Origin of the sequence: Bradyrhizobium canariense, assembly GCF_018130465.1 — a bacterium.
Classification (GTDB): Bacteria; Pseudomonadota; Alphaproteobacteria; order Rhizobiales; family Xanthobacteraceae; genus Bradyrhizobium; species Bradyrhizobium canariense_C.
Genome location: NZ_JAFCKJ010000002.1, coordinates 273,914 through 292,695 on the forward strand (window position 1 = coordinate 273,914; position 18,782 = coordinate 292,695).

The following is an 18,782-nucleotide window of genomic DNA, read 5'->3' on the forward strand; positions in this document are numbered from 1 at the left end:
TCAGTCGATGATGAAGCCGAAATCGCCGGGCGCGCCCGCGATCGGATCGACGCGGCGCGCGATGCCATAGAGGCGGTTCATGCGGCCGAGCAGCGCCGTCTGGGCGTCGGACGCCGGCGCGAAGCCGTCGTCGGGCCGGGACAGTTCCTTCTGAGCCACCGCGCGGACCACATAGGGCGTCACGATCACCATCAGCTCGGTCTCGTTGTTGACGAAGTCCTGGCTGCGGAACAGCGCGCCGATGATCGGCACCTGGTCGACGCCGGGCAGGCCGTTGATCGCCTGTTTGGTCTGCTGCTGGATCAGGCCGGCCATCGCCATCGAGCCGCCCGAGGGAATTTCCAGCGTCGTTTCGGCGCGGCGGGTCTGGATCGAGGGGATGGTGATCGAGTTGGTCGAGGTCGAGGACAGCGCCTGGGTGACCGTGATGGCGCTCTGGTTCGACAGCTCGGACACCTCGGTCATCACGCGCAGGCTGATCCGGCCCTCGCTCAGTACGACCGGGGTAAAGTTCAGGGAGATGCCGAACTTCTTGTAGGTGATCTGGGTGGTACAAACGTGGGTGACCGGATCGCAGGCATAGCCCGACGGAATCGGGAATTCGCCGCCGGCGATGAAGGTGGCGGATTCGCCGGAGATCGCGGTCAGGCTCGGCTCGGCGAGCGTGCGCATGACACCGGCACTTTCCATCGCGCGCATCGTGGCGCTGACGGTGGCGACGCCCTTGGTGAGGCCGGCCATACCCAATCCGTTGTTGCTGACGATCGGTCCGCCGCTGACCGAGAACGGGTTGGAATTGTTGAAGTTCACCACCGCGGTGCCGGCGTTCAGGCTGGCACTGAGATCGACGCCCAACTGCTTGACGATATCGCGGCGCACTTCGCCGACGACGACCTTGAGCATCACCTGGTCGCGGCCGCGCACGACGATGTTGTTGACGACCTTCTCGGAGCCGCCGACCAGTTTCGCGGCGACGTCGCCGGCCTGCTGGGCCTCGACCGGGCTCGACACCGAGCCGGTCAGCATCACGCTGTCGCCGACGCCTTCGATCTGCACGCCCGGCAGCGACTGACGCAGCGCCGTGCGCATGCCGTTGAGATCACGCTTCACGGCGATGTCGTAGGCGGCCACCTGCTGGCCGTCGGCGGCGAAGAACACGACGTTGGTCTGGCCGACCTGTCCGCCGATGATATAGGCGCGTTGGGCCGAGCGGATCACCGCATTGGCGATCTTGGGATCGGCGACCAGCACGTCCTTGACCTCGCGCGGCAGGTCGATGACGGCGGACTTGCCGACGCCGAGCGACAGGAAGCGCGTCTTCGCCGGCACGATGGTCCCGACCGGCGACACATCGAGATCCGCTGCCTGCATCGGCGCCTGGTCGCCGACCGGCGTATCCGCGGCGCTGACGACATCGGGGGCTGCGAGGAGCCCAAGTATCAGCATCGTCCCCGTCCAGAACGAGCGCGCGCGATTCCCCCGAATGCGCATGCCCGTCCGATCATCCCCGTAGTTCATCATGTCCCCATCACTTCTGTGACGTCAGTTGCCGCGCCTGTACGCCGTAGCGAATCACGTTGACCCCGCCGGGACGCTTGATCGCCTGGTCCTCGGGCGTGCCGTCGACCGCGTTGGCATCGACGATGCTGCGCAACGCGAGTGTCAGCGTTCCGCCCTGGCGCGCTGCCGATAGCGTGGCGACCTGATCGGGCTTGAGCTCGAGCGTGACGGTCCTGCCGACGACGGCGTTCTGGCCGTCCTTTTCCTTCGGCGCCTGGTCGATCGCGAGCACGCGGATATTGGTCAGGATCGCCTCGGACAGGATGAGGTCGTTACCGCCGGTCGGGCCGTTGGCTCCGTCAGGATTCTTCAGGCGGCGGGTCAGCACGATGTCGACGCGGTCATTCGGCAGGATGAAGCCGCCGGCGGCGGTCTCTGCTGAAATCTCGGTGGAGACGGCGCGCATGCCCGACGGCAGGATCGCGGCCATGAAGCCGGAGCCTTCGGCCCTGACCAGCTTCTGCTCGCGGATCGGCTCGCCCTGCATCAACGGCACGCGTGCGATCGAGCCTGCGATCTGGGTCTGCGCCTCGGGCCTGTTGTCGCGGCGGATGAAGGCGCTGCTCGCGGTCGCCGCCGGCCAGACCTGCCATTGCAGGTCCTCGGGCTTCACGGCCTGGCCGAGCTGGATGTCGTTCTTGGCGACCAGGACCTCGACCGTCGGCAGCTTTTCGGCGACGGGGAGAACGGGCGCGGGCTTGTTGTCATAGCCGCTCGCCAGATACGCAGCGACGCCGCCGGCGCCCAGTGCGATGACGAGAACGACAATGCGTGCGGTGTTCATACGCTTCTACTCTTACGCGGGGCACTCGAACCGCACCTGGCGGGTTCCCCGTGTCGATGAGTAGGCAGTAAAAGTATAAGGGGTGTTGCGAGGCCGAACGTGATGGCCGGCCGCGCTGCGGTCTTTCCGCAGATGGTGAACGTCGCGTTAGCCGGTCGGCCACTGGCCCCGTAGTTTCACGCAGCGCGGCCCCTGCGTTCGAATGATGCGCGCCGCGTCATGGTGAATGGGTGGTTAGTGATGCGTGGGTGCGGCTTGGTGCCGGCATGCAGTGAGATGGAAGCAACGCGCCACATCACCAATGTCGTCCCGGCTTTCGCCAGGACGACATTGAGAAGGTTACAAGCCGATGCCTACTTCGCCCGCTTCTGCTCGATCACGTCCCAGAGCTTTGCGGCAACGTCCGGTCCGCCGAGCCTCGCGATGGCACGGATGCCGGTCGGCGAAGTCACGTTGATCTCGGTGAGGTTGCCGTTGATGACGTCGATGCCGACGAACAACAGCCCGCGCTCGCGCAGCGCCGGGCCGACGGTGGCGCAGATCTCGCGCTCGCGCGGCGTGAGCTCGGTCTCCTGCGCTGCACCGCCGCGCACCATGTTGGAGCGGAGGTCGTCGGCGGCCGGCACGCGATTCACCGCGCCGGCGAACTCGCCGTTGATCAGGATGATGCGCTTGTCGCCGTGCTTTACCTCGGGGATGAACTGCTGGATCACCCAGGCTTCCTTGAAGGTGACCGAGAACATGTCGAACAGCGAGCCGAAATTCATGTCCTGCGGCATCACCCGGAATACCGCCGCGCCGCCATGGCCGTGCAGCGGCTTCATGACGACGGCGCCATGTTTGTCGCGAAAAGCGTTGATCTCGTCGAGGTCGCGCGAGATCAGCGTCGGCGGCATCAGCTGCGGAAAATTCATCACGAACAGTTTTTCCGGCGCATTGCGCACGGAGGCGGGATCGTTGACGACCAGTGTCTTCGGATGGATGCGCTCGAGAAGGTGCGTCGAAGTGATGTAGGCGAGGTCGAACGGCGGGTCCTGGCGGAGCAGCACCACGTCGAAGCCGTTGAGCGCCTCGCGCCTGGGCTCGCCCAGGGTGAAATGATTGCCGGGCTCGTCGCGCACGGTGAGCAGCTGAACAGGAGCGACGATCTCCTCGCCGACCATCGAGAGCTTGTCGGGCGTGTAATAGGACAGGCCGTGGCCGCGCTTCTGCGCCTCCAGGAGCAGCGCAAAGGTGGAATCGCCCTTGATGTTGATGCGGGCGATGGGGTCCATCTGGACGGCGACGTTCAGTTTCATGGTCTGCCTTTCAGGTCGAGGCGTCGAATGCCGCCAACACATGGCGTGGAAGTCGTTTCGGCGCAATCAGCATGGCGTCGAATCGCAATTCGAATTCGGCATGCTCGGGATGCGTTACGAGCCAGCCTTGCGCGGCGTCGATGATGCGCTGCTGCTGGCGCGGCGTCACGGCGAAGGCGGCGTCGTCCAGCGTCGCGCGCGCCTTGACCTCGACGAAGGCGATCAGATTGCGGCGGCGCGCCACGATGTCGATCTCGCCATGCGGCGTGCGGTAGCGTTTGGCGAGGATGCGATAGCCCTTGGCCATGAGATAGGCTGCGGCGCGGCTTTCCGCGGAGATGCCGGTGCGGAACGCGGCGACGCGCTCGGGCGAGGCGACCTTCGGTTCCGTCGGGGCCTCATTCTTCGCCATCGCCGCCCCGCAGATTCTTGTGCAGATCCTTGTGCAGGTCCTTGGCAAGCTCGAGCGCGCGGGCATAGACCTCGCGGCGCGGCCGGCCCGAGAGCGCGACCGCATGCGCCACCGCGTCCTTGACGCTGTTGGCGGCGAGCTGCTTGCGCAGGACGTCGTCGAGCGCGTCCGATGTCAGCATCTCGGCATCCGCCGCAGGCGGAGCGATCACCAGCACGAATTCGCCGCGCGTCTCTAGCGTGTCGGCATCGCGCGCCAGCTCACGCAGCGTCGCGCGCGAAATCTCCTCGTGCAGTTTCGTCAGCTCGCGGCAGATCGCGGCTTCGCGGGTCCCCATGATCTCGGCGAGCTCGGCGAGCGTGTCCTGCACGCGGTTGCCGGAGTCGAACATCACCAGCGTCGCATCGATGCGCGCGAGCTCGGCCAGGCGCGACCGCCGCGCGGCCGATTTCGCCGGCAGAAAGCCCTCGAAGAAGAAGCGGTCGGTCGGCAGCGCGGCGACCGACAGCGCCGCCAGCACCGAGGACGGGCCGGGCAGCGCGTAGACCGCGTGGCCGGCGGCGCAGACCTCGCGCACCAGCTTGTAGCCGGGGTCCGAGATCAGCGGCGTGCCGGCATCCGACACCAGCGCGATCGAGCCGCCCTGCGAAAGCCGCTCCAGGATCTTTGGACGGGCCGCTTCCGCGTTGTGCTCGTGATATTGCTTGAGCTGCGCCGCGATGGCGTAGCGCTCGGTCAGACGCCGCGTGATGCGGGTGTCCTCGCAGGCGATGACATCGACCCCGGCGAGGGTCTGCAGCGCCCGCAGCGTAATGTCACCGAGATTGCCGATGGGGGTCGCGACCAGGTGCAGGCCCGGCGCGGCCTTCGGCGCCGCAAGCCGATGGGCGTCGATGGAGAAACCGCGCGAGGCGGGATCCGTCGTCTCAGGTGTATTTATCGTGGACGGCTTTGCGCGCATAATGAAACGAACTTAGGCATGATCCCCGGGGCTGGGAACCGGTCCTCGGAAAAAGATCGGGCCTGGGTAAGGGGACGAGGAAGGACTGGAATGTGATCCATTCGGCATCACATTCCCGAGGGAATGAAGCGTCAGCGCCATATTCGCGACGGAAACGCCGCCTTGATGCTGGGTGACGGACGGCGGACAGCTAGCCAAGACTTGAGATGAAGCCGCGTTAAGCGGGCATTATCCTTTTGTTTGAGTTAACTATTTGCCGACAATATGCCTGAATCCACGGCTGGTGTCGTGGAAAGAATGTCGTGACCGGCTGGCGATGGTCGGTCAGAAGAGAAACTGCCATGCTGGGCCCGCGTGATCCAAAGTCTCCCGTGCAGGGGCCCCGATTATCAGGGGCGACCCGGCGAAGCGCGCTCGGCCTGTTGCTCGGCACCCCGCTGCTGTCGGCCTGCGCCGGCGTGCAGCAGAGCCTGAGCCAGTTCTCCAATCCGTTCAGCAGTTCCTCCCCGACTCCGGCCCAGCCGGCCGGCCCGCCGCAACAGGCGACGACCGCCGGCACCGGCGGGGTGAAGGTTGCCGTGATCCTGCCGCTCTCGGCATCCGGCAATGCGGGCCTCGCCGCGCAGTCGATGCGCAACGCCGCCGAGATGGCGCTGGCCGAGTTCCAGAACCCCAACATCCAGCTCCTGATCAAGGACGACAATGGCAGCCCGCAGGGCGCGCAGGCGAGTGCGCAGCAGGCGGTCGACGAGGGCGCCGAGATCATCCTGGGGCCGCTGTTCGCGCAGTCGGTGCCTGCGGTGGCGCAGATCGCGCGCACGCGCGGCATCTCGGTGATGGCGTTCTCGACCGACTCCAGCATCGCCGGGCGCGGTGTCTATCTGCTGAGCTTCCTGCCGGAGTCCGACGTCAACCGCATCGTCGAATATTCCGCCAGCATCGGAAAGCGCTCCGTCGCCGTGCTCGTGCCCGACAATGCCTATGGCAATGTGGTCGAGGCCGCGGTGAAGGCGGCGGTGCCGCGCCGCGGCGGGCGCATCGTCGCGTTCGAGAAATACGGCGCCGATCGCGCCGCGCCGGCGCGGACCGTGGCGCAGCAGCTCGGCAGCGCCGATGCGCTGTTCATCGCCGATGACGGCGACGCCGTCGTCGCGGTCGCCGACGCGTTGAGCGCGGCGGGTGCGAATCTGCGCAATATCCAGCTGCTCGGCACCGGCCTGTGGGACAGTCCTCGCGTCTATGCCAGCTCAGGCTTGCAAGGCGGCCTCTACGCCGCACCGGACCCGGCCGGCTTCCGCGCCTTCTCCGGCCGCTATCGCACCAAATACGGTGCCGAGCCGGTGCGCACCGCGACGCTCGCTTATGACGCGGTCGCCCTGGTCGCCGCGCTGGCGCGCACGCAGGGCACGACGCGCTTCTCGCCGGACGTGCTCACCAATCCCTCCGGCTTTGCCGGCATCGACGGCCTGTTCCGCTTCCGCGCCGACGGGACCAACGAGCGGGGCTTGGCGGTGATGAAGGTCACGACCGGTGGCGGCGTGGCCGTGGCGGGCTCGCCGAAGAGTTTTGGGGCGTAGCTGTTTCCTCGACGTCGTCCTGGCTTTCGCCAGGGTGACGATGGAGAGAGCTTACGCAGCCAGATCCGCAACCACCGCGTCCAGCACCGGAAAACCGCTGCTCGTCACGCGCAGCCGTCCCGTTGTATCCACCGTGATCGCGCCTTCTTCGCGCAGCAGCGTGATGCGCTTGGGATCGAGCGAGCGGCCTGACAGCGCGCGGTAGCGCTCGGGGTCGATCCCCTCGGTGAGGCGGAGTCCCATCAGCAGGAACTCGTCGGCGCGCTCCTCGCTGTTGAGGAGATCGTCGGTGACGATGCCGTGGCCGTTGGTCTCGACCCGCATCACCCAGGCTTCGGGACGCTTCTCGGTGGCGGTCGCGTGCCTGATACCGTCGATGTCGAGCCGGCCATGAGCGCCGGGACCGATGCCGGCATATTCCTCGCCGCGCCAGTAGACCAGATTGTGCCGACACTCGGCACCGCGCCGCGCGTGATTTGAAATCTCGTAGGCGGGCAGGCCGAGCTTGTCGCAAGTCTCCTGCGTGACGTCGTAGAGCGCACGTGCGACCGCTTCATCCGGCGTCTTCAGCTTGCCGGCCTGATACAGGCCGAAGAACGGCGTGCCTTCTTCGATCGTCAATTGATAGAGCGACAGATGCTCGGCCGCCTCATCGATCGCGAGACGCAATTCATCGGCCCACATCGCCGGCGTCTGGTCGGGACGGGCGTAGATCAGATCGAAGGAGTAGCGGTCGAACGAGCGGCGCGCGATGGCGACCGCGTCGAGCGCCTCGCGTGCGCTGTGCATGCGGCCCAGCGCTTTCAGCGAGGCGTCGTCGAGCGCCTGCACGCCGAGCGAGACGCGGTTGACGCCGGCGGCACGATAGCCGGCGAAGCGCGTCGCTTCGACGCTGGTCGGGTTCGCCTCCAGCGTCACTTCGACATCGCCCGCGACCTTCCAGTGCTTGCCGATCGCATCGAGCACCGCGCCGACGGTGGCGGGCTGCATCAAGGACGGCGTGCCGCCGCCGAGGAAGATCGAGGTCACTTCGCGGCCGGGCACGCGCTGCGCAGTCGTTTCGATTTCGCGCGCGAAAGCCGACGCAAAACGCGCCTCGTCGATCGCGACATGGCGGACATGGCTGTTGAAGTCGCAATAGGGGCACTTCGACAGGCAGAACGGCCAGTGCACGTAGACGCCGAAGGCTTCCTTAGCGCGGCTCAAGGCAGATCTCCGCCAGTTTCACGAAGGCGCGGGCACGGTGCGACAGGCCAAGACCGAGCGGCGGCAGGCCGTGCTTTTCGATGCTTTCCATCTCGCCGAAGGTACGGTTGTGGCCGTCGGGCAAGAACATAGGATCGTAGCCGAAGCCGGCGGTGCCGCGCGGCGGCCACACCAGCGTGCCGTCGACGCGCGCCTCGACCTCTTCGAGATGATCGTCGGGCCATGCAACGCAGAGCGCGGACACGAAGTGCGCCTTGCGCTTGGCGGGCGTGGTTGCGCCACGCTCCTGCAACAGCCGTTCGATCTGCGCCATCGCCGCGGCAAAATCCTTGTTCGGGCCGGCCCAGCGCGCCGAGTAGATGCCGGGCGCGCCATCGAGCGCGTCGACCACGATGCCGGAATCATCGGCGAAGGACGGAAGCTTCGTCGCCTGCGCTGCCGCGATCGCCTTGATCGCAGCATTGCTGCGGAAATCGTTTCCGGTTTCTTCCGGCTCGGGCAGGCCCAATTCGCCGGCCGACACCGCCTCGATGCCGTAAGGCGCGAGCAGCTCCTTCATCTCGGCGAGCTTGCCGGGATTATGGGTCGCGATGACGAGCTTTCCGGTGATTCGGCGATGCATGGGCTATTGACTACGCTACCGCCAGTTTCTGCAAGTCCACGAGACGCGCGACGCCCTTGCGCGCCAGCGCCATCAGCGCCAGGAACTCGGCTTCCGTGAACGGCTCGCGCTCCGCGGTGCCCTGGACTTCGATGATGCGGCCATCGCCCGTCATGACGAAATTGGCGTCGGTGTCGGCTTCGGAGTCCTCGGCATAGTCCAGGTCGAGCACGGGCGTGCCGTTGTAGATGCCGCAGGAGATCGCGGCGACGTTGTCGCGCAACACGTTGGCCTTGACCATGTTGCGCGCCTTCATCCAGTTGACGCAATCGGCGAGCGCCACCCAGGCACCGGTGATCGAGGCCGTGCGGGTGCCGCCGTCGGCCTGGAGCACGTCGCAATCGACCGTGATCTGGCGCTCACCGAGCGCCTCGAGATTGATGATGGTACGAAGCGAGCGGCCGATCAGGCGCTGAATTTCGACGGTGCGGCCGCTCTGCTTTCCAGCGGAGGCCTCGCGGCGGGTGCGTTCCGAGGTCGCGCGCGGCAGCATGCCGTATTCGGCGGTGACCCAGCCGCGGCCCTGGCCCTTCAGCCACGGCGGCAGGCGGTCTTCCAACGTGGCAGTGACCAGCACATGGGTGTCGCCGAATTTCACCAGGCACGAGCCTTCCGCATATTTGACCACGCCGCGCTCCAGTGTCACGGGGCGCAATTCGTCGGGCGCACGGCGGCTTGGCCGCATGGGAATCCTCCAAAACTCTCGGAAAAGGGCTGTTGGCGGTGCTTGTAGGTGGGGTGAGGGTGGGCGGCAAGGGGGAAGATCAAGGCCGTATTCCCCTCCGATTTTCGATCCGCGAACGCCACGCTTGTCAGAACCGCTCGGGATAGCCAAATTACGTGCATCCGAGAGGAGTTACCGTCTGTGGCCCATCACGATCCGATCCATCTGATCGCGCCGCGCGCGGGCCTCGCCCAGCTCAACGAGCGTTCCCGCGACATCTTTCGTCAAATTGTCGAAAGCTATCTCGCGACGGGGGAGCCGGTGGGCTCGCGCAATATTTCGCGCCTGATCGCCATGCCGCTGTCGCCCGCATCGGTCCGCAACGTCATGGCCGACCTGGAACAGCTCGGCCTGATCTACGCCCCGCACACCTCCGCCGGCCGGCTGCCGACGGAACTCGGCCTGCGCTTCTTCGTCGATGCCCTGATGCAGGTCGGCGACCTCAATGACAGTGAACGGCAGGCGATCCAGAGCCAGTTGACCTCCGTGGGCCACGCGCAATCGGTCGAGGCTGCGCTCGAGGAGGCGTTGACGCGGCTCTCCGGCCTGACCCGCGCGGCCGCCGTCGTGCTGACGCCGAAATCCAATGCGCGGCTGAAACACATCGAATTCGTCCGGTTGGAACCGGAAAAGGCATTGGTGATCCTGGTCGGCGAGGACGGCCAGGTCGAAAACCGCGTGTTGACGCTGCCGCCGGGGATTCCATCCTCGGCGTTGACCGAAGCCGGCAACTTCCTCAATGCACGTATCCGGGGCCGGACCCTGGCCGAGGCGCGGCTGGAGCTCGAGACCGCGCTCGGCGAGGCGCGCACCGAGCTCGATCAGCTGACGCACAAGGTGATCTCGGCCGGGATCGCCAGCTGGTCCGGCGGCGAGAACGAGGACCGCCAGCTCATCGTCCGCGGCCACGCCAATCTGCTCGAAGATTTGCATGCGCTGGAGGATCTCGAGCGCGTTCGCCTGTTGTTCGACGATCTCGAGACCAAGCGCGGCGTGATTGACCTGCTCGGCCGGGCCGAGACTGCGGAAGGCGTGCGGATCTTCATCGGCAGTGAGAACAAGCTGTTCTCGCTGTCGGGCTCGTCCACCATCATCTCGCCCTACCGGGATGCCGCCGGCCATATCGTCGGCGTTTTGGGCGTGATCGGGCCGACGCGGCTGAATTATGCCCGCGTGATCCCGACTGTGGACTACGCCGCTCGCATCGTCAGCCGGCTCCTGGGGGGCTGACCGGCGTCTGGGCCGATCACGGGCGCTTGATTTTCGGCGCCCGAAGCACGATATGCGGGCCAGAAACTCCCTGAGACGAATGCGAAAAGAGAGCCGATGACCGATCGAGACCGGCAACCCGAAGACACGACTGCTGCGGCCGGTGAGCCCGTGGTGTCAAAACCCTACATCATGCCCGACGATCCCGAGCCCGGCTCGGTCGAGGTTCTGCAGAAGGAAGTCGCCGAGGCGCGCGACCGCATGCTGCGGACGCTGGCCGAGATGGAGAACCTGCGCAAGCGGACCACCAAGGAGGTCGCGGATGCCCGTCTCTACGGCATCACCGGCTTTGCCCGCGACGTGCTCGACATCGCCGACAACCTCCAGCGCGCGCTCGATGCCGTTCCGGCCGAAGCCCGCGCGGCGGCCGATGCAGGCCTGGCCTCGCTGATCGAGGGCGTCGAGCTGACCGAGCGCTCGCTGCTCAACGCGCTGGAAAAACACGGCGTGAAGAAGTTCGACCCCTCGGGCCAGAAGTTCGACCCGAACTTCCAGCAGGCGATGTTTGAAGTGCCTGATGCGTCGGTCCCCGCGGGCACCGTCGTGCAGGTCATGCAGGCTGGCTACACCATCGGCGATCGTGTGCTGCGTCCCGCCTTGGTCGGTATCGCCAAGGGCGGCGCCAAGGCATCGCCGGCGGCGAATACGAACGAGCCGAACAGCGCTGCCAACTAATTGATCCTCATGGTGAGGAGGCGCGTCTGCGCCGTCTCGAACCATGCAGGCCGAGCTGCTGCAGCGGGGCCTGCATCCTTCGAGACGCGCGCGAAGAAGCGCGCTCCTCAGGATGAGGGATTGGCAGCTCTTGGCGTTGTTTACGCGCTCGCTGCGATATCCGCGGACTGAATCCGCTTCACGCCGGCCTTAGCCATATCGGCCCAGGCTTTTGCGAGCGAACCCTGATTGTCGATGCCGCGGCAGGCGTCTTCCACCACATAGACCTCGAAGCCCGCCTTGCGTGCGTCGAGCGCGGTCCAGGCAACGCAAAAATCTGTTGCCAGCCCCGCGACGAAGACGCGCTTGATCTTGCGCGCCTTCAGATAACCGGCAAGGCCGGTCGAGGTCTTGCCGTCGGCTTCGAGGAAGGCCGAATAGCTGTCGACGTCCTTGTGAAAACCCTTGCGGATGATGAGCTCGGCGTGCGGGATCGCAAGGTCTTTCGACAGCGCGGCGCCGTCGGTGCCCTGCACGCAATGGTCGGGCCACAGCACCTGCTTGCCGTAGGGAAGATCGACGGTCTCGAACGGCTTCTTGCCGGCGTGTACCGACGCAAAGGAAACATGGCCTTGCGTGTGCCAGTCCTGCGTCATCACCACGTTCGAAAACGCCTTCGAGATCTTGTTGATGACGGGCACCACCTGCTCGCCTTCCTTCACGGCAAGGCTGCCGCCGGGCAGGAAGCAGTTCTGCACGTCGATCACGAGCAGCGCGGACGCATCGTCCGGCTTGATCGATGCCGCTGCAAAGAGCGCGGTCGGCGTGAGGGCCGCGAGTGCCGTCGTCCCAAGCGCCGCCAAGATGTGTCGCCGATCCAGCATCGTTCGCCTCCCCTCAGGATGATCCAACGGAGGTCAAGCCTAGTTCCGCTCGTGTACGAACAGAAGCCCGAAAATGCAGCCGGTTCTGGCGAGAAGCTAGCCCTTCGGCTGGATGCCGTCGCGGACCGCTCGGAAGCGGGTGAAGGCGGTCGACCACTGCTCGCGCGGGGCGCTGGCGATGATGCGCAGCGAGGCGCCGCCGCTGCTGAAGCGGATCCACTGCACCACGGTCACCGGCGTCTTGTCCTTGCCGCTGACGCCGTCGATCCGGGTCTCGAAACCCTGCTGGCCGCTGATGCGGATCGGCTCGGACATGGTGACGCGCGACTCGCGCACGCCGGGAATCTGGAGCGCCGCCTCCTGGGCGAAGCGGGCGCGGTCGTCGGCGGCTTGCGGGGTGGCGCCAATCACGCCGAGGATCATGAACGGCTTCGACTCATAGCCGGTGCTCTCGTCGCCGTCGGCCAGGATGATGCTCGAGCCCGGCGCCAGCGTGCGGACGTCCTTGAAGTCGGCGAGATCGGTGATCTTGAACGGCATCAGCGCGATCTGCTCTTCAGCCGAGACCTGCTTGCGGGTGATGACGCTCGCAAACATCTGCCGCACCGCCTCGTCGGTGTAGATCTTGATCGCATTCTCCGGAATCTGCACGGCGACATAGCCGGAGAAGCCGGCGCCCGGCACGATCATCGAATAGCGCCTCACCGGTGTCTCTCCGGCCTTGCCGCTCTCGGTGGTGAAATAGGCAAGGCCCGCGGGCGTCTCGACCTTATCCTGCTTGACGCCGTTGGTTCCGGCCGGATTGGAGTTGAAGGCGCTCACGACCTCGCCATAGGCCGCCGGCGGCAGCTCGGTGATCAGCACCTTGACGTTGCCGTCCTCGCTCTCGAAGCCGGGAAAGGTCTTGGCCGTGCTGAGGCCGACCAATGGCACCATGCCGAGGCGCAAGCCCGGTGGGAAAACGACGTCGGCAGCCAGAGCCGGAAGCGCGGAGGCGACGAGGAGGGCGAGCGCAGCGAGGGGGCGGATCAGCTTCATGGGCACTCTGATTGGTTCACATTGAGGCCGTTCGATGGTCGGCCACCGGGCCGCTTTGTCGCGCGACGCAGCCCGATGACGAGCCCGGTCGGCCGCCCGCCTTTTAGCGGGTTTGGTCTTGCCGCAACAGGGCGGGGCGGAGCGCGGTAGCGGATGTCGGCCGACCGTCGGACCTGTTAATAATTCCTCACCCGCAAGGGCGGTTCAGCCCGGATATGATCTTCCAAAACCCAATGTTTTCATGGCCGAAACTTGCGTTCGGTCCTTGCGGGCCCCTCCCCCCCTCCTATATGAGCGTCAACCATCGCAATATCGCGAATGTTTGATCTTAGGGGGTTTCGGTTCGGGTGCCTTCTGGGCCCAGCCAACCTGCCGCAAAAACAAGGATACAGGACCATGGGAAAGGTCATCGGGATCGACCTCGGCACCACGAATTCGTGCGTCGCCGTAATGGATGGCAAGAACGCCAAAGTCATCGAGAATTCCGAAGGCATGCGCACGACGCCTTCGATCGTCGCCGTAACGGACGACGGTGAGCGCCTCGTCGGCCAGCCTGCCAAGCGCCAGGCCGTCACCAATCCAGAGCGTACGTTCTTCGCAGTGAAGCGCCTGATCGGCCGCCGCTACGACGACCCGATGGTCGAGAAGGACAAGAAGCTCGTTCCGTACAAGATCGTGAAGGCTTCCAACGGCGACGCCTGGGTCGAGGCCGACGGCCAGACCTACTCGCCCTCGCAGGTCTCGGCGTTCATCTTGCAGAAGATGAAGGAGACCGCGGAAGCCCATCTGGGCCAGAAGGTCGACCAGGCCGTCATCACCGTGCCCGCCTACTTCAACGACGCCCAGCGCCAGGCGACCAAGGACGCCGGCAAGATCGCGGGCCTTGAAGTGCTGCGCATCATCAACGAGCCGACCGCGGCCGCGCTCGCTTACGGCCTCGACAAGACCAAGACCGGCACGATCGCCGTGTACGATCTCGGCGGCGGCACGTTCGATATCTCGATTCTCGAAATCGGCGACGGCGTGTTCGAGGTGAAGTCGACCAACGGCGACACCTTCCTCGGCGGCGAAGACTTCGACATGCGCCTGGTTGGCTATCTGGCCGACGAATTCCAGAAGGAGCAGGGCATCAACCTGCGCAACGACAAGCTCGCGTTGCAGCGCCTGAAGGAAGCCGCTGAAAAGGCCAAGATCGAGCTGTCGTCGACGACGCAGACCGAGATCAACCTGCCCTTCATCACCGCGGACCAGACCGGCCCGAAGCATCTGACGATGAAGCTCACCCGCGCCAAGTTCGAGGCGCTGGTCGATGACCTCGTCCAGAAGACCGTCGAGCCCTGCCGCAAGGCGCTGAAGGATGCCGGCCTCACCGCCGCCGAGATCGGCGAAGTGGTGCTGGTCGGCGGCATGTCGCGCATGCCGAAGGTCCAGGAAGTCGTGAAGCAGCTGTTCGGCAAGGAGCCGCACAAGGGCGTCAACCCGGACGAAGTCGTGGCGATCGGCGCCGCGATCCAGGCCGGCGTGCTTCAGGGCGACGTCAAGGACGTGCTGCTGCTCGACGTGACCCCGCTGTCGCTGGGCATCGAGACGCTGGGCGGCGTGTTCACCCGCATCATCGACCGCAACACCACGATCCCGACCAAGAAGAGCCAGGTGTTCTCGACCGCCGAGGACAGCCAGAACGCGGTCACCATCCGCGTCTTCCAGGGCGAGCGTGAAATGGCGGCCGACAACAAGATGCTCGGCCAGTTCGACCTGATGGGCATCCCGCCGGCCCCGCGCGGCATGCCGCAGATCGAGGTGACCTTCGACATCGACGCCAACGGCATCGTCAACGTCTCGGCCAAGGACAAGGCCACGGCCAAGGAGCAGCAGATCCGCATCCAGGCCTCCGGCGGTCTGTCGGAAGCCGACATCGAGAAGATGGTCAAGGACGCCGAGGCCAATGCCGAGGCGGACAAGAAGCGCCGCGAGGCCGTGACGGCCAAGAACGACGCGGACGGACTGGTGCATTCGACCGAGAAGGCACTGGCCGAGCACGGTTCGAAGGTCGCCGAGACCGAGCGCCGCGCCATCGAGGATGCCGTCAGCGACCTCAAGGAAGCGCTGAAGGGCGACGATGCCGAAGCGATCAAGGCCAAGACCCAAACGCTGGCCCAGGCTTCGATGAAGCTCGGCGAGGCCATGTACAAGCAGCAGGCCGAGGCCGACGCCAAGAAGGACGCGGCCAAGGACGACGTCGTCGATGCGGAATTCACCGAAGTCGACGACGACAAGAACAACAAGAAGTCCGCCTGAACCCCGCGAGGGTGATGATGCGGACGGCTTGGACCCCACACGCGCCAACGGCCTCCTCCCTCGCGGGGGAGGCCATCGTGTCGGGCTCGACGGGCCAGGACTCTCAAGAAGGCTCTGTTGAAATCGGCCCCGTTACGATCGATCAATTCCCATCCGTTATTCTGAACGCTGCCGTGCAATCCTCTGCCGCGAGGCGGAGGGCTGCTTATATCGTCGCATGGCGACGTTGCTTCGCTCCGACTTGAATCGCGATCGGATAGACCGAGCTCATCATGTCCACGTCCACCAAGCGCTGTTATTACGAAACCCTCGAAGTCGAACGCGATGCCGACGATTCCGTCCTGAAATCGTCGTTCCGCAAGCTGGCGATGAAGTTTCACCCCGACCGCAATCCCGGGGACGACACCAGCGAAGTCAAGTTCAAGGAAATCAACGAGGCCTACGAGGTCCTGAAAGACAAGGACAAGCGCGCCGCCTATGACCGTTACGGCCATGCCGCCTTCGAGCAGGGCGGCGGCGGTGCCGGTTTCGGCGCGGGCTTCGCCTCCTCTTTTTCCGACATTTTCGAAGATTTGTTCGGCATGGCCGGACAGCGCGGCGGCCGCGGCGGCCGCGAGCGCGGCGCCGACCTGCGCTACAACATGGAAATCACGCTCGAGGAAGCTTTTGGCGGCAAGACCGCGCAGATCGAGATTCCGGTCTCGGTCACCTGCGAGGCCTGTTCGGGCATCGGGGCCAAGGCCGGCACCAAGCCGAAGACCTGCTCGACCTGCGGCGGCGCCGGACGCGTACGGCAGTCGCAGGGCTTCTTCACGCTGGAGCGGACCTGTCCGGGCTGCCAGGGCCGCGGCCAGATGATCGAGGACGCCTGCCCGTCCTGCTCGGGTCAGGGGCGTGTCACCCGCGAGCGGAATCTGTCGGTCAACATTCCCCCGGGCGTCGAGGACGGCACCAGGATCAGGCTCGCCGGCGAGGGCGAGGCCGGGGTCCGCGGCGGCCCGCCCGGCGACCTCTACATCTTCCTGTCGCTGGCTCAGCACCAGTTCTTCCAGCGCGACGGCGCCGATCTGCATTGTCGTGTGCCGATCTCGATGGTGACGGCGGCGCTTGGCGGCGAATTCGAGGTGCCGACCATCGAGAAGGGCAAGACCAAGGTGAAGGTCCCCGCCGGGACCCAGTCCAGCCGCCGATTCCGCATTGCATCAAAAGGCATGCCGGTGCTGCGCTCGCGCCAGATGGGCGACATGTACGTTCAGGTCGTGGTCGAGACCCCGCAAAATCTCACCAAGAAGCAGCAGGAATTGCTGGCCGAGTTCGAAAAGCTCTCCTCCGGCAACACCCAGCCGGAATCCGAGGGTTTCTTCACCAAGGTCAAGGATTTCTTCGGTAATCGGGCGAGTTGACGCGTCTTGACCGTGCCGCCTTCGGCCTATACGTCTTTATGACCATTTTCTGACACGCCGCGGTCACGCGGTCCCGGCCGGTCCCGACATGCCATTGCCATCGTCCGCGCGTGCGTTGAAGAAGCCCCGTCTCGACGACGAGGTGCGTTTTCTCCGGTCATGGATCGAAAAGCCCCTCCACATGGGCGCGGTGATGCCGTCGGGCAAGCTGCTGGCCCGGACCATGGCCCATTACGTCGACGTCAATTCGGACGCACCGGTGGTCGAGCTCGGGCCCGGCACCGGCGCCATCACCTCGGCCCTGGTCGAGCGTGGCGTCGACCAGAAGCGCCTTGTCCTCGTTGAATACAATCCGGGCTTCTGCGCCCTGCTGCGCGACCGCTATCCGCAGGCCAAGGTGGTGCAGGGCGATGCCTATCGCCTGCGTGACACGCTCTGGAACGTCTTGAGCGCGCCGGCATCAGCGGTCGTCTCGGGCCTGCCGCTGGTCACCAAACCGATGCTGACGCGGCTGCGGCTCATCCGCGACGCCTTTACGGCGCTCGCGCCCGGCGCGCCCTTCGTCCAGTTCACGTACGCGGTGGTGCCGCCGATTCCTAAATCGCTGCCCGGCGTGTCCACAGAGGCCTCGGAACGGATCTGGATGAACCTTCCGCCGGCCCGCGTCTGGGTGTATCGCAAGCACTAATTCCGCCGGCATTCTTCCTTGCGTGGCGGGCTCGTTTCGCCGAACGCATTGGATCGGATGTCCGCACCCAGAATCCTGATCATTCCCGGCTCGCTGCGCACCGGCTCGCACAATGCGAAGCTGGCAGCGGTCGCCGCCTATGAATTCGACCAGGCCGGTGTCGACGTCACCCGCATCTCGCTCGCCGATTTTCCGCTGCCGATCTATGACGGCGACCTGCAGGCCAAGTCCGGTGTGCCCAAGCACGCGATCAATCTCAAGCGCATGATCGGCGCGCATCATGGCGTGCTGATCGTCTCGCCCGAATACAATGCCTCGGTGCCGCCGCTGCTGAAGAATGCGATCGACTGGGTCAGCCGCGTGCATGAGCTGCACGAGCCGCGCGGCGAGGTGTTCCGCAACCGCGTCTTCGCGCTCGCCGGCGCCTCGCAGAGCCGGCTCGGCGCGGCTCGCGCGCTGCAGGCGTTGCGGCTGATCCTGACCTCCTGCCACGCCAATGTGATTGCCAGCCAGCTGACGCTCGCCTTTGCCGACCAGGCTTATGACGATATGGACAGGCTGAAGCACGAGGGCGATATCGCCGCGTTGAAGGAACTGGTGCGGCAATTGATCGACGTTTCCCAACGCATGATGTGAGGTGACATGACGCCAGCCGAGATTGCCCCGAAAGACCGCCTGATCGTCGCGCTCGATCTGCCCAGCGTTGATGCCGCCGAAGCGATGGTCAACCGGCTCGGCGACAGCGTCACCTTCTACAAGATCGGCTACCGGCTCGCTTATGCGGGCGGCTTGCCGCTGGTCGGCAAGCTCGCTGACAAGGGCAAGAAGGTCTTTCTCGATCTCAAGCTGCACGACATCGGCAACACCGTGGCGCAGGGCGTCGAGAGCATCACCAGGCTCGGCGCGACCTTCCTCACCGTGCACGCTTATCCGCAGACCATGAAGGGTGCCGTCGAAGGTCGCGGCAGTTCGAACCTGAAGATCCTCGCCGTCACTGTTCTGACCTCCTACAACGAGGACGATCTGCACGCGGCAGGCTTCCGGCTCGGTGTCTCCGAGCTCGTCGAAGCGCGCGCGCAGCAGGCGCAGGTGCTCGGCATCGACGGGCTGGTCTCGTCGCCCGAGGAAGTCGGAGCCTTGCGCAAGATCGTCGGCCACCAGATGAGCCTCGTCACCCCCGGCATCCGGCCGGCCGGCGCGGCGAGCGGCGACCAGAAACGCATCATGACGCCGGGCCGCGCGATTGCGGCCGGCGCGGACTATCTCGTCGTCGGGCGGCCGGTGGTGGAAGCCACGGACCCCAAGGCGATCGCGGAAGCCATCCAGGCCGAGGTCGCGCAGGCACTTGGCTGACCAACAACAAGG

18 protein-coding genes are annotated in these 18,782 nt (G+C 65.6%); 8 read left to right on the forward strand and 10 right to left on the reverse strand.

The annotated features are described in order from the left end of the window. From JQ591_RS05600 to rsmI, 5 genes are all read right to left on the reverse strand, one after another. On the reverse strand, positions 1 to 1,518 hold the full coding sequence (locus JQ591_RS05600) for a type II and III secretion system protein family protein (RefSeq protein ID WP_211395593.1): 1,518 nt from the start codon (positions 1,516 to 1,518) through the stop codon (positions 1 to 3). 10 nt (positions 1,519 to 1,528) lie between these two features. Further along, positions 1,529 to 2,344 carry a Flp pilus assembly protein CpaB gene (gene cpaB / locus JQ591_RS05605; RefSeq protein WP_211395034.1) on the reverse strand — a complete coding sequence of 272 codons (816 nt, stop codon included), beginning with the start codon at positions 2,342 to 2,344 and terminating at the stop codon, positions 1,529 to 1,531. Positions 2,345 to 2,697: 353 nt separating this feature from the next. After that, positions 2,698 to 3,642 (reverse strand): glutathione synthase, encoded by a 945-nt coding sequence (gene gshB / locus JQ591_RS05610; RefSeq protein WP_211395035.1) that lies wholly within the window; start codon positions 3,640 to 3,642, stop codon positions 2,698 to 2,700. Positions 3,643 to 3,652: 10 nt separating this feature from the next. Next, positions 3,653 to 4,054: a YraN family protein gene (locus JQ591_RS05615; RefSeq protein ID WP_211395036.1), complete on the reverse strand. Its 402-nt coding sequence runs from the start codon at positions 4,052 to 4,054 to the stop codon at positions 3,653 to 3,655. Continuing rightward, entirely contained in the window at positions 4,041 to 5,015 is a 975-nt protein-coding gene (gene rsmI / locus JQ591_RS05620; RefSeq protein ID WP_211395037.1) for a 16S rRNA (cytidine(1402)-2'-O)-methyltransferase, read from the reverse strand. The genes JQ591_RS05615 and rsmI overlap by 14 nt, the downstream gene beginning before the upstream one ends. A 341-nt stretch (positions 5,016 to 5,356) precedes the next feature. Between rsmI and JQ591_RS05625 the strand changes: the two genes are divergently transcribed. Further along, positions 5,357 to 6,592: a penicillin-binding protein activator gene (locus JQ591_RS05625; protein WP_211395038.1), complete on the forward strand. Its 1,236-nt coding sequence runs from the start codon at positions 5,357 to 5,359 to the stop codon at positions 6,590 to 6,592. A gap of 51 nt (positions 6,593 to 6,643) precedes the next feature. Here JQ591_RS05625 and hemW read toward each other — a convergent pair whose 3' ends face one another. Genes hemW through rph form a run of 3 tightly spaced genes read right to left on the reverse strand, consistent with a single transcriptional unit; the run spans position 6,644 to position 9,144 of the window. Beyond that, entirely contained in the window at positions 6,644 to 7,798 is a 1,155-nt protein-coding gene (gene hemW, locus JQ591_RS05630) for a radical SAM family heme chaperone HemW (RefSeq protein WP_211395039.1), read from the reverse strand. After that, complete coding sequence (rdgB, locus tag JQ591_RS05635; RefSeq protein ID WP_211395040.1) at positions 7,785 to 8,420, reverse strand: RdgB/HAM1 family non-canonical purine NTP pyrophosphatase; 636 nt, start codon at positions 8,418 to 8,420, stop codon at positions 7,785 to 7,787. Before rdgB ends, hemW begins: the two co-directional genes overlap by 14 nt. Before the next feature lie 10 nt (positions 8,421 to 8,430). Next, positions 8,431 to 9,144 carry a ribonuclease PH gene (gene rph, locus JQ591_RS05640; RefSeq protein ID WP_211395041.1) on the reverse strand — a complete coding sequence of 238 codons (714 nt, stop codon included), beginning with the start codon at positions 9,142 to 9,144 and terminating at the stop codon, positions 8,431 to 8,433. Positions 9,145 to 9,324: 180 nt separating this feature from the next. Here rph and hrcA point away from each other — a divergent pair, with 180 nt between their 5' ends. Together hrcA and grpE are read left to right on the forward strand one after the other, a co-directional pair. Beyond that, positions 9,325 to 10,413: a heat-inducible transcriptional repressor HrcA gene (gene hrcA / locus JQ591_RS05645; protein WP_211395042.1), complete on the forward strand. Its 1,089-nt coding sequence runs from the start codon at positions 9,325 to 9,327 to the stop codon at positions 10,411 to 10,413. Positions 10,414 to 10,509: 96 nt separating this feature from the next. After that, positions 10,510 to 11,127: a nucleotide exchange factor GrpE gene (gene grpE / locus JQ591_RS05650; protein ID WP_211395043.1), complete on the forward strand. Its 618-nt coding sequence runs from the start codon at positions 10,510 to 10,512 to the stop codon at positions 11,125 to 11,127. Between the two features lie 140 nt (positions 11,128 to 11,267). Here the strand turns inward: grpE and pncA are convergent, their stop codons facing one another. Further along, positions 11,268 to 11,990: a bifunctional nicotinamidase/pyrazinamidase gene (pncA, locus tag JQ591_RS05655; protein ID WP_211395044.1), complete on the reverse strand. Its 723-nt coding sequence runs from the start codon at positions 11,988 to 11,990 to the stop codon at positions 11,268 to 11,270. Positions 11,991 to 12,086: 96 nt separating this feature from the next. Next, the gene (locus JQ591_RS05660; RefSeq protein WP_211395045.1) at positions 12,087 to 13,028 is read right to left on the reverse strand and encodes a hypothetical protein; all 942 of its coding nucleotides are present in this window, start codon (positions 13,026 to 13,028) and stop codon (positions 12,087 to 12,089) included. Between the two features lie 396 nt (positions 13,029 to 13,424). On the opposite strand from JQ591_RS05660, the gene dnaK reads away from it, so the two are divergent. From dnaK to pyrF, 5 genes are all read left to right on the forward strand, one after another. After that, positions 13,425 to 15,326 (forward strand): molecular chaperone DnaK, encoded by a 1,902-nt coding sequence (gene dnaK / locus JQ591_RS05665; RefSeq protein ID WP_106943974.1) that lies wholly within the window; start codon positions 13,425 to 13,427, stop codon positions 15,324 to 15,326. A 272-nt stretch (positions 15,327 to 15,598) separates the two neighbouring features. Continuing rightward, entirely contained in the window at positions 15,599 to 16,729 is a 1,131-nt protein-coding gene (dnaJ, locus tag JQ591_RS05670) for a molecular chaperone DnaJ (protein ID WP_211395046.1), read from the forward strand. An 88-nt stretch (positions 16,730 to 16,817) separates the two neighbouring features. After that, on the forward strand, positions 16,818 to 17,417 hold the full coding sequence (locus JQ591_RS05675; protein ID WP_211395047.1) for a class I SAM-dependent methyltransferase: 600 nt from the start codon (positions 16,818 to 16,820) through the stop codon (positions 17,415 to 17,417). 57 nt (positions 17,418 to 17,474) lie between these two features. Continuing rightward, a complete protein-coding gene (locus tag JQ591_RS05680; RefSeq protein ID WP_211395048.1) occupies positions 17,475 to 18,053 on the forward strand; it encodes an NADPH-dependent FMN reductase in 579 nt (192 codons plus the stop codon). Between the two features lie 6 nt (positions 18,054 to 18,059). Then, the gene (gene pyrF, locus JQ591_RS05685) at positions 18,060 to 18,770 is read left to right on the forward strand and encodes an orotidine-5'-phosphate decarboxylase (protein ID WP_211395049.1); all 711 of its coding nucleotides are present in this window, start codon (positions 18,060 to 18,062) and stop codon (positions 18,768 to 18,770) included. Positions 18,771 to 18,782 lie beyond the last annotated feature (12 nt).

Bases quoted from the DNA above. Each gene is read 5' to 3' on its own strand.
- dnaK (WP_106943974.1), top strand. From the start codon at position 13,425: ATGGGAAAGGTCATCGGGATCGACCTCGGCACCACGAATTCGTGCGTC.
- JQ591_RS05675 (WP_211395047.1), top strand. From the start codon at position 16,818: ATGCCATTGCCATCGTCCGCGCGTGCGTTGAAGAAGCCCCGTCTCGAC.
- JQ591_RS05600 (WP_211395593.1), bottom strand. From the start codon at position 1,518: ATGAACTACGGGGATGATCGGACGGGCATGCGCATTCGGGGGAATCGC.
- JQ591_RS05680 (WP_211395048.1), top strand. From the start codon at position 17,475: ATGTCCGCACCCAGAATCCTGATCATTCCCGGCTCGCTGCGCACCGGC.
- cpaB (WP_211395034.1), bottom strand. From the start codon at position 2,344: ATGAACACCGCACGCATTGTCGTTCTCGTCATCGCACTGGGCGCCGGC.
- JQ591_RS05615 (WP_211395036.1), bottom strand. From the start codon at position 4,054: ATGGCGAAGAATGAGGCCCCGACGGAACCGAAGGTCGCCTCGCCCGAG.
- gshB (WP_211395035.1), bottom strand. From the start codon at position 3,642: ATGAAACTGAACGTCGCCGTCCAGATGGACCCCATCGCCCGCATCAAC.
- rsmI (WP_211395037.1), bottom strand. From the start codon at position 5,015: ATGCGCGCAAAGCCGTCCACGATAAATACACCTGAGACGACGGATCCC.
- JQ591_RS05625 (WP_211395038.1), top strand. From the start codon at position 5,357: ATGCTGGGCCCGCGTGATCCAAAGTCTCCCGTGCAGGGGCCCCGATTA.
- grpE (WP_211395043.1), top strand. From the start codon at position 10,510: ATGACCGATCGAGACCGGCAACCCGAAGACACGACTGCTGCGGCCGGT.
- JQ591_RS05660 (WP_211395045.1), bottom strand. From the start codon at position 13,028: ATGAAGCTGATCCGCCCCCTCGCTGCGCTCGCCCTCCTCGTCGCCTCC.
- dnaJ (WP_211395046.1), top strand. From the start codon at position 15,599: ATGTCCACGTCCACCAAGCGCTGTTATTACGAAACCCTCGAAGTCGAA.
- pncA (WP_211395044.1), bottom strand. From the start codon at position 11,990: ATGCTGGATCGGCGACACATCTTGGCGGCGCTTGGGACGACGGCACTC.
- rdgB (WP_211395040.1), bottom strand. From the start codon at position 8,420: ATGCATCGCCGAATCACCGGAAAGCTCGTCATCGCGACCCATAATCCC.
- rph (WP_211395041.1), bottom strand. From the start codon at position 9,144: ATGCGGCCAAGCCGCCGTGCGCCCGACGAATTGCGCCCCGTGACACTG.
- pyrF (WP_211395049.1), top strand. From the start codon at position 18,060: ATGACGCCAGCCGAGATTGCCCCGAAAGACCGCCTGATCGTCGCGCTC.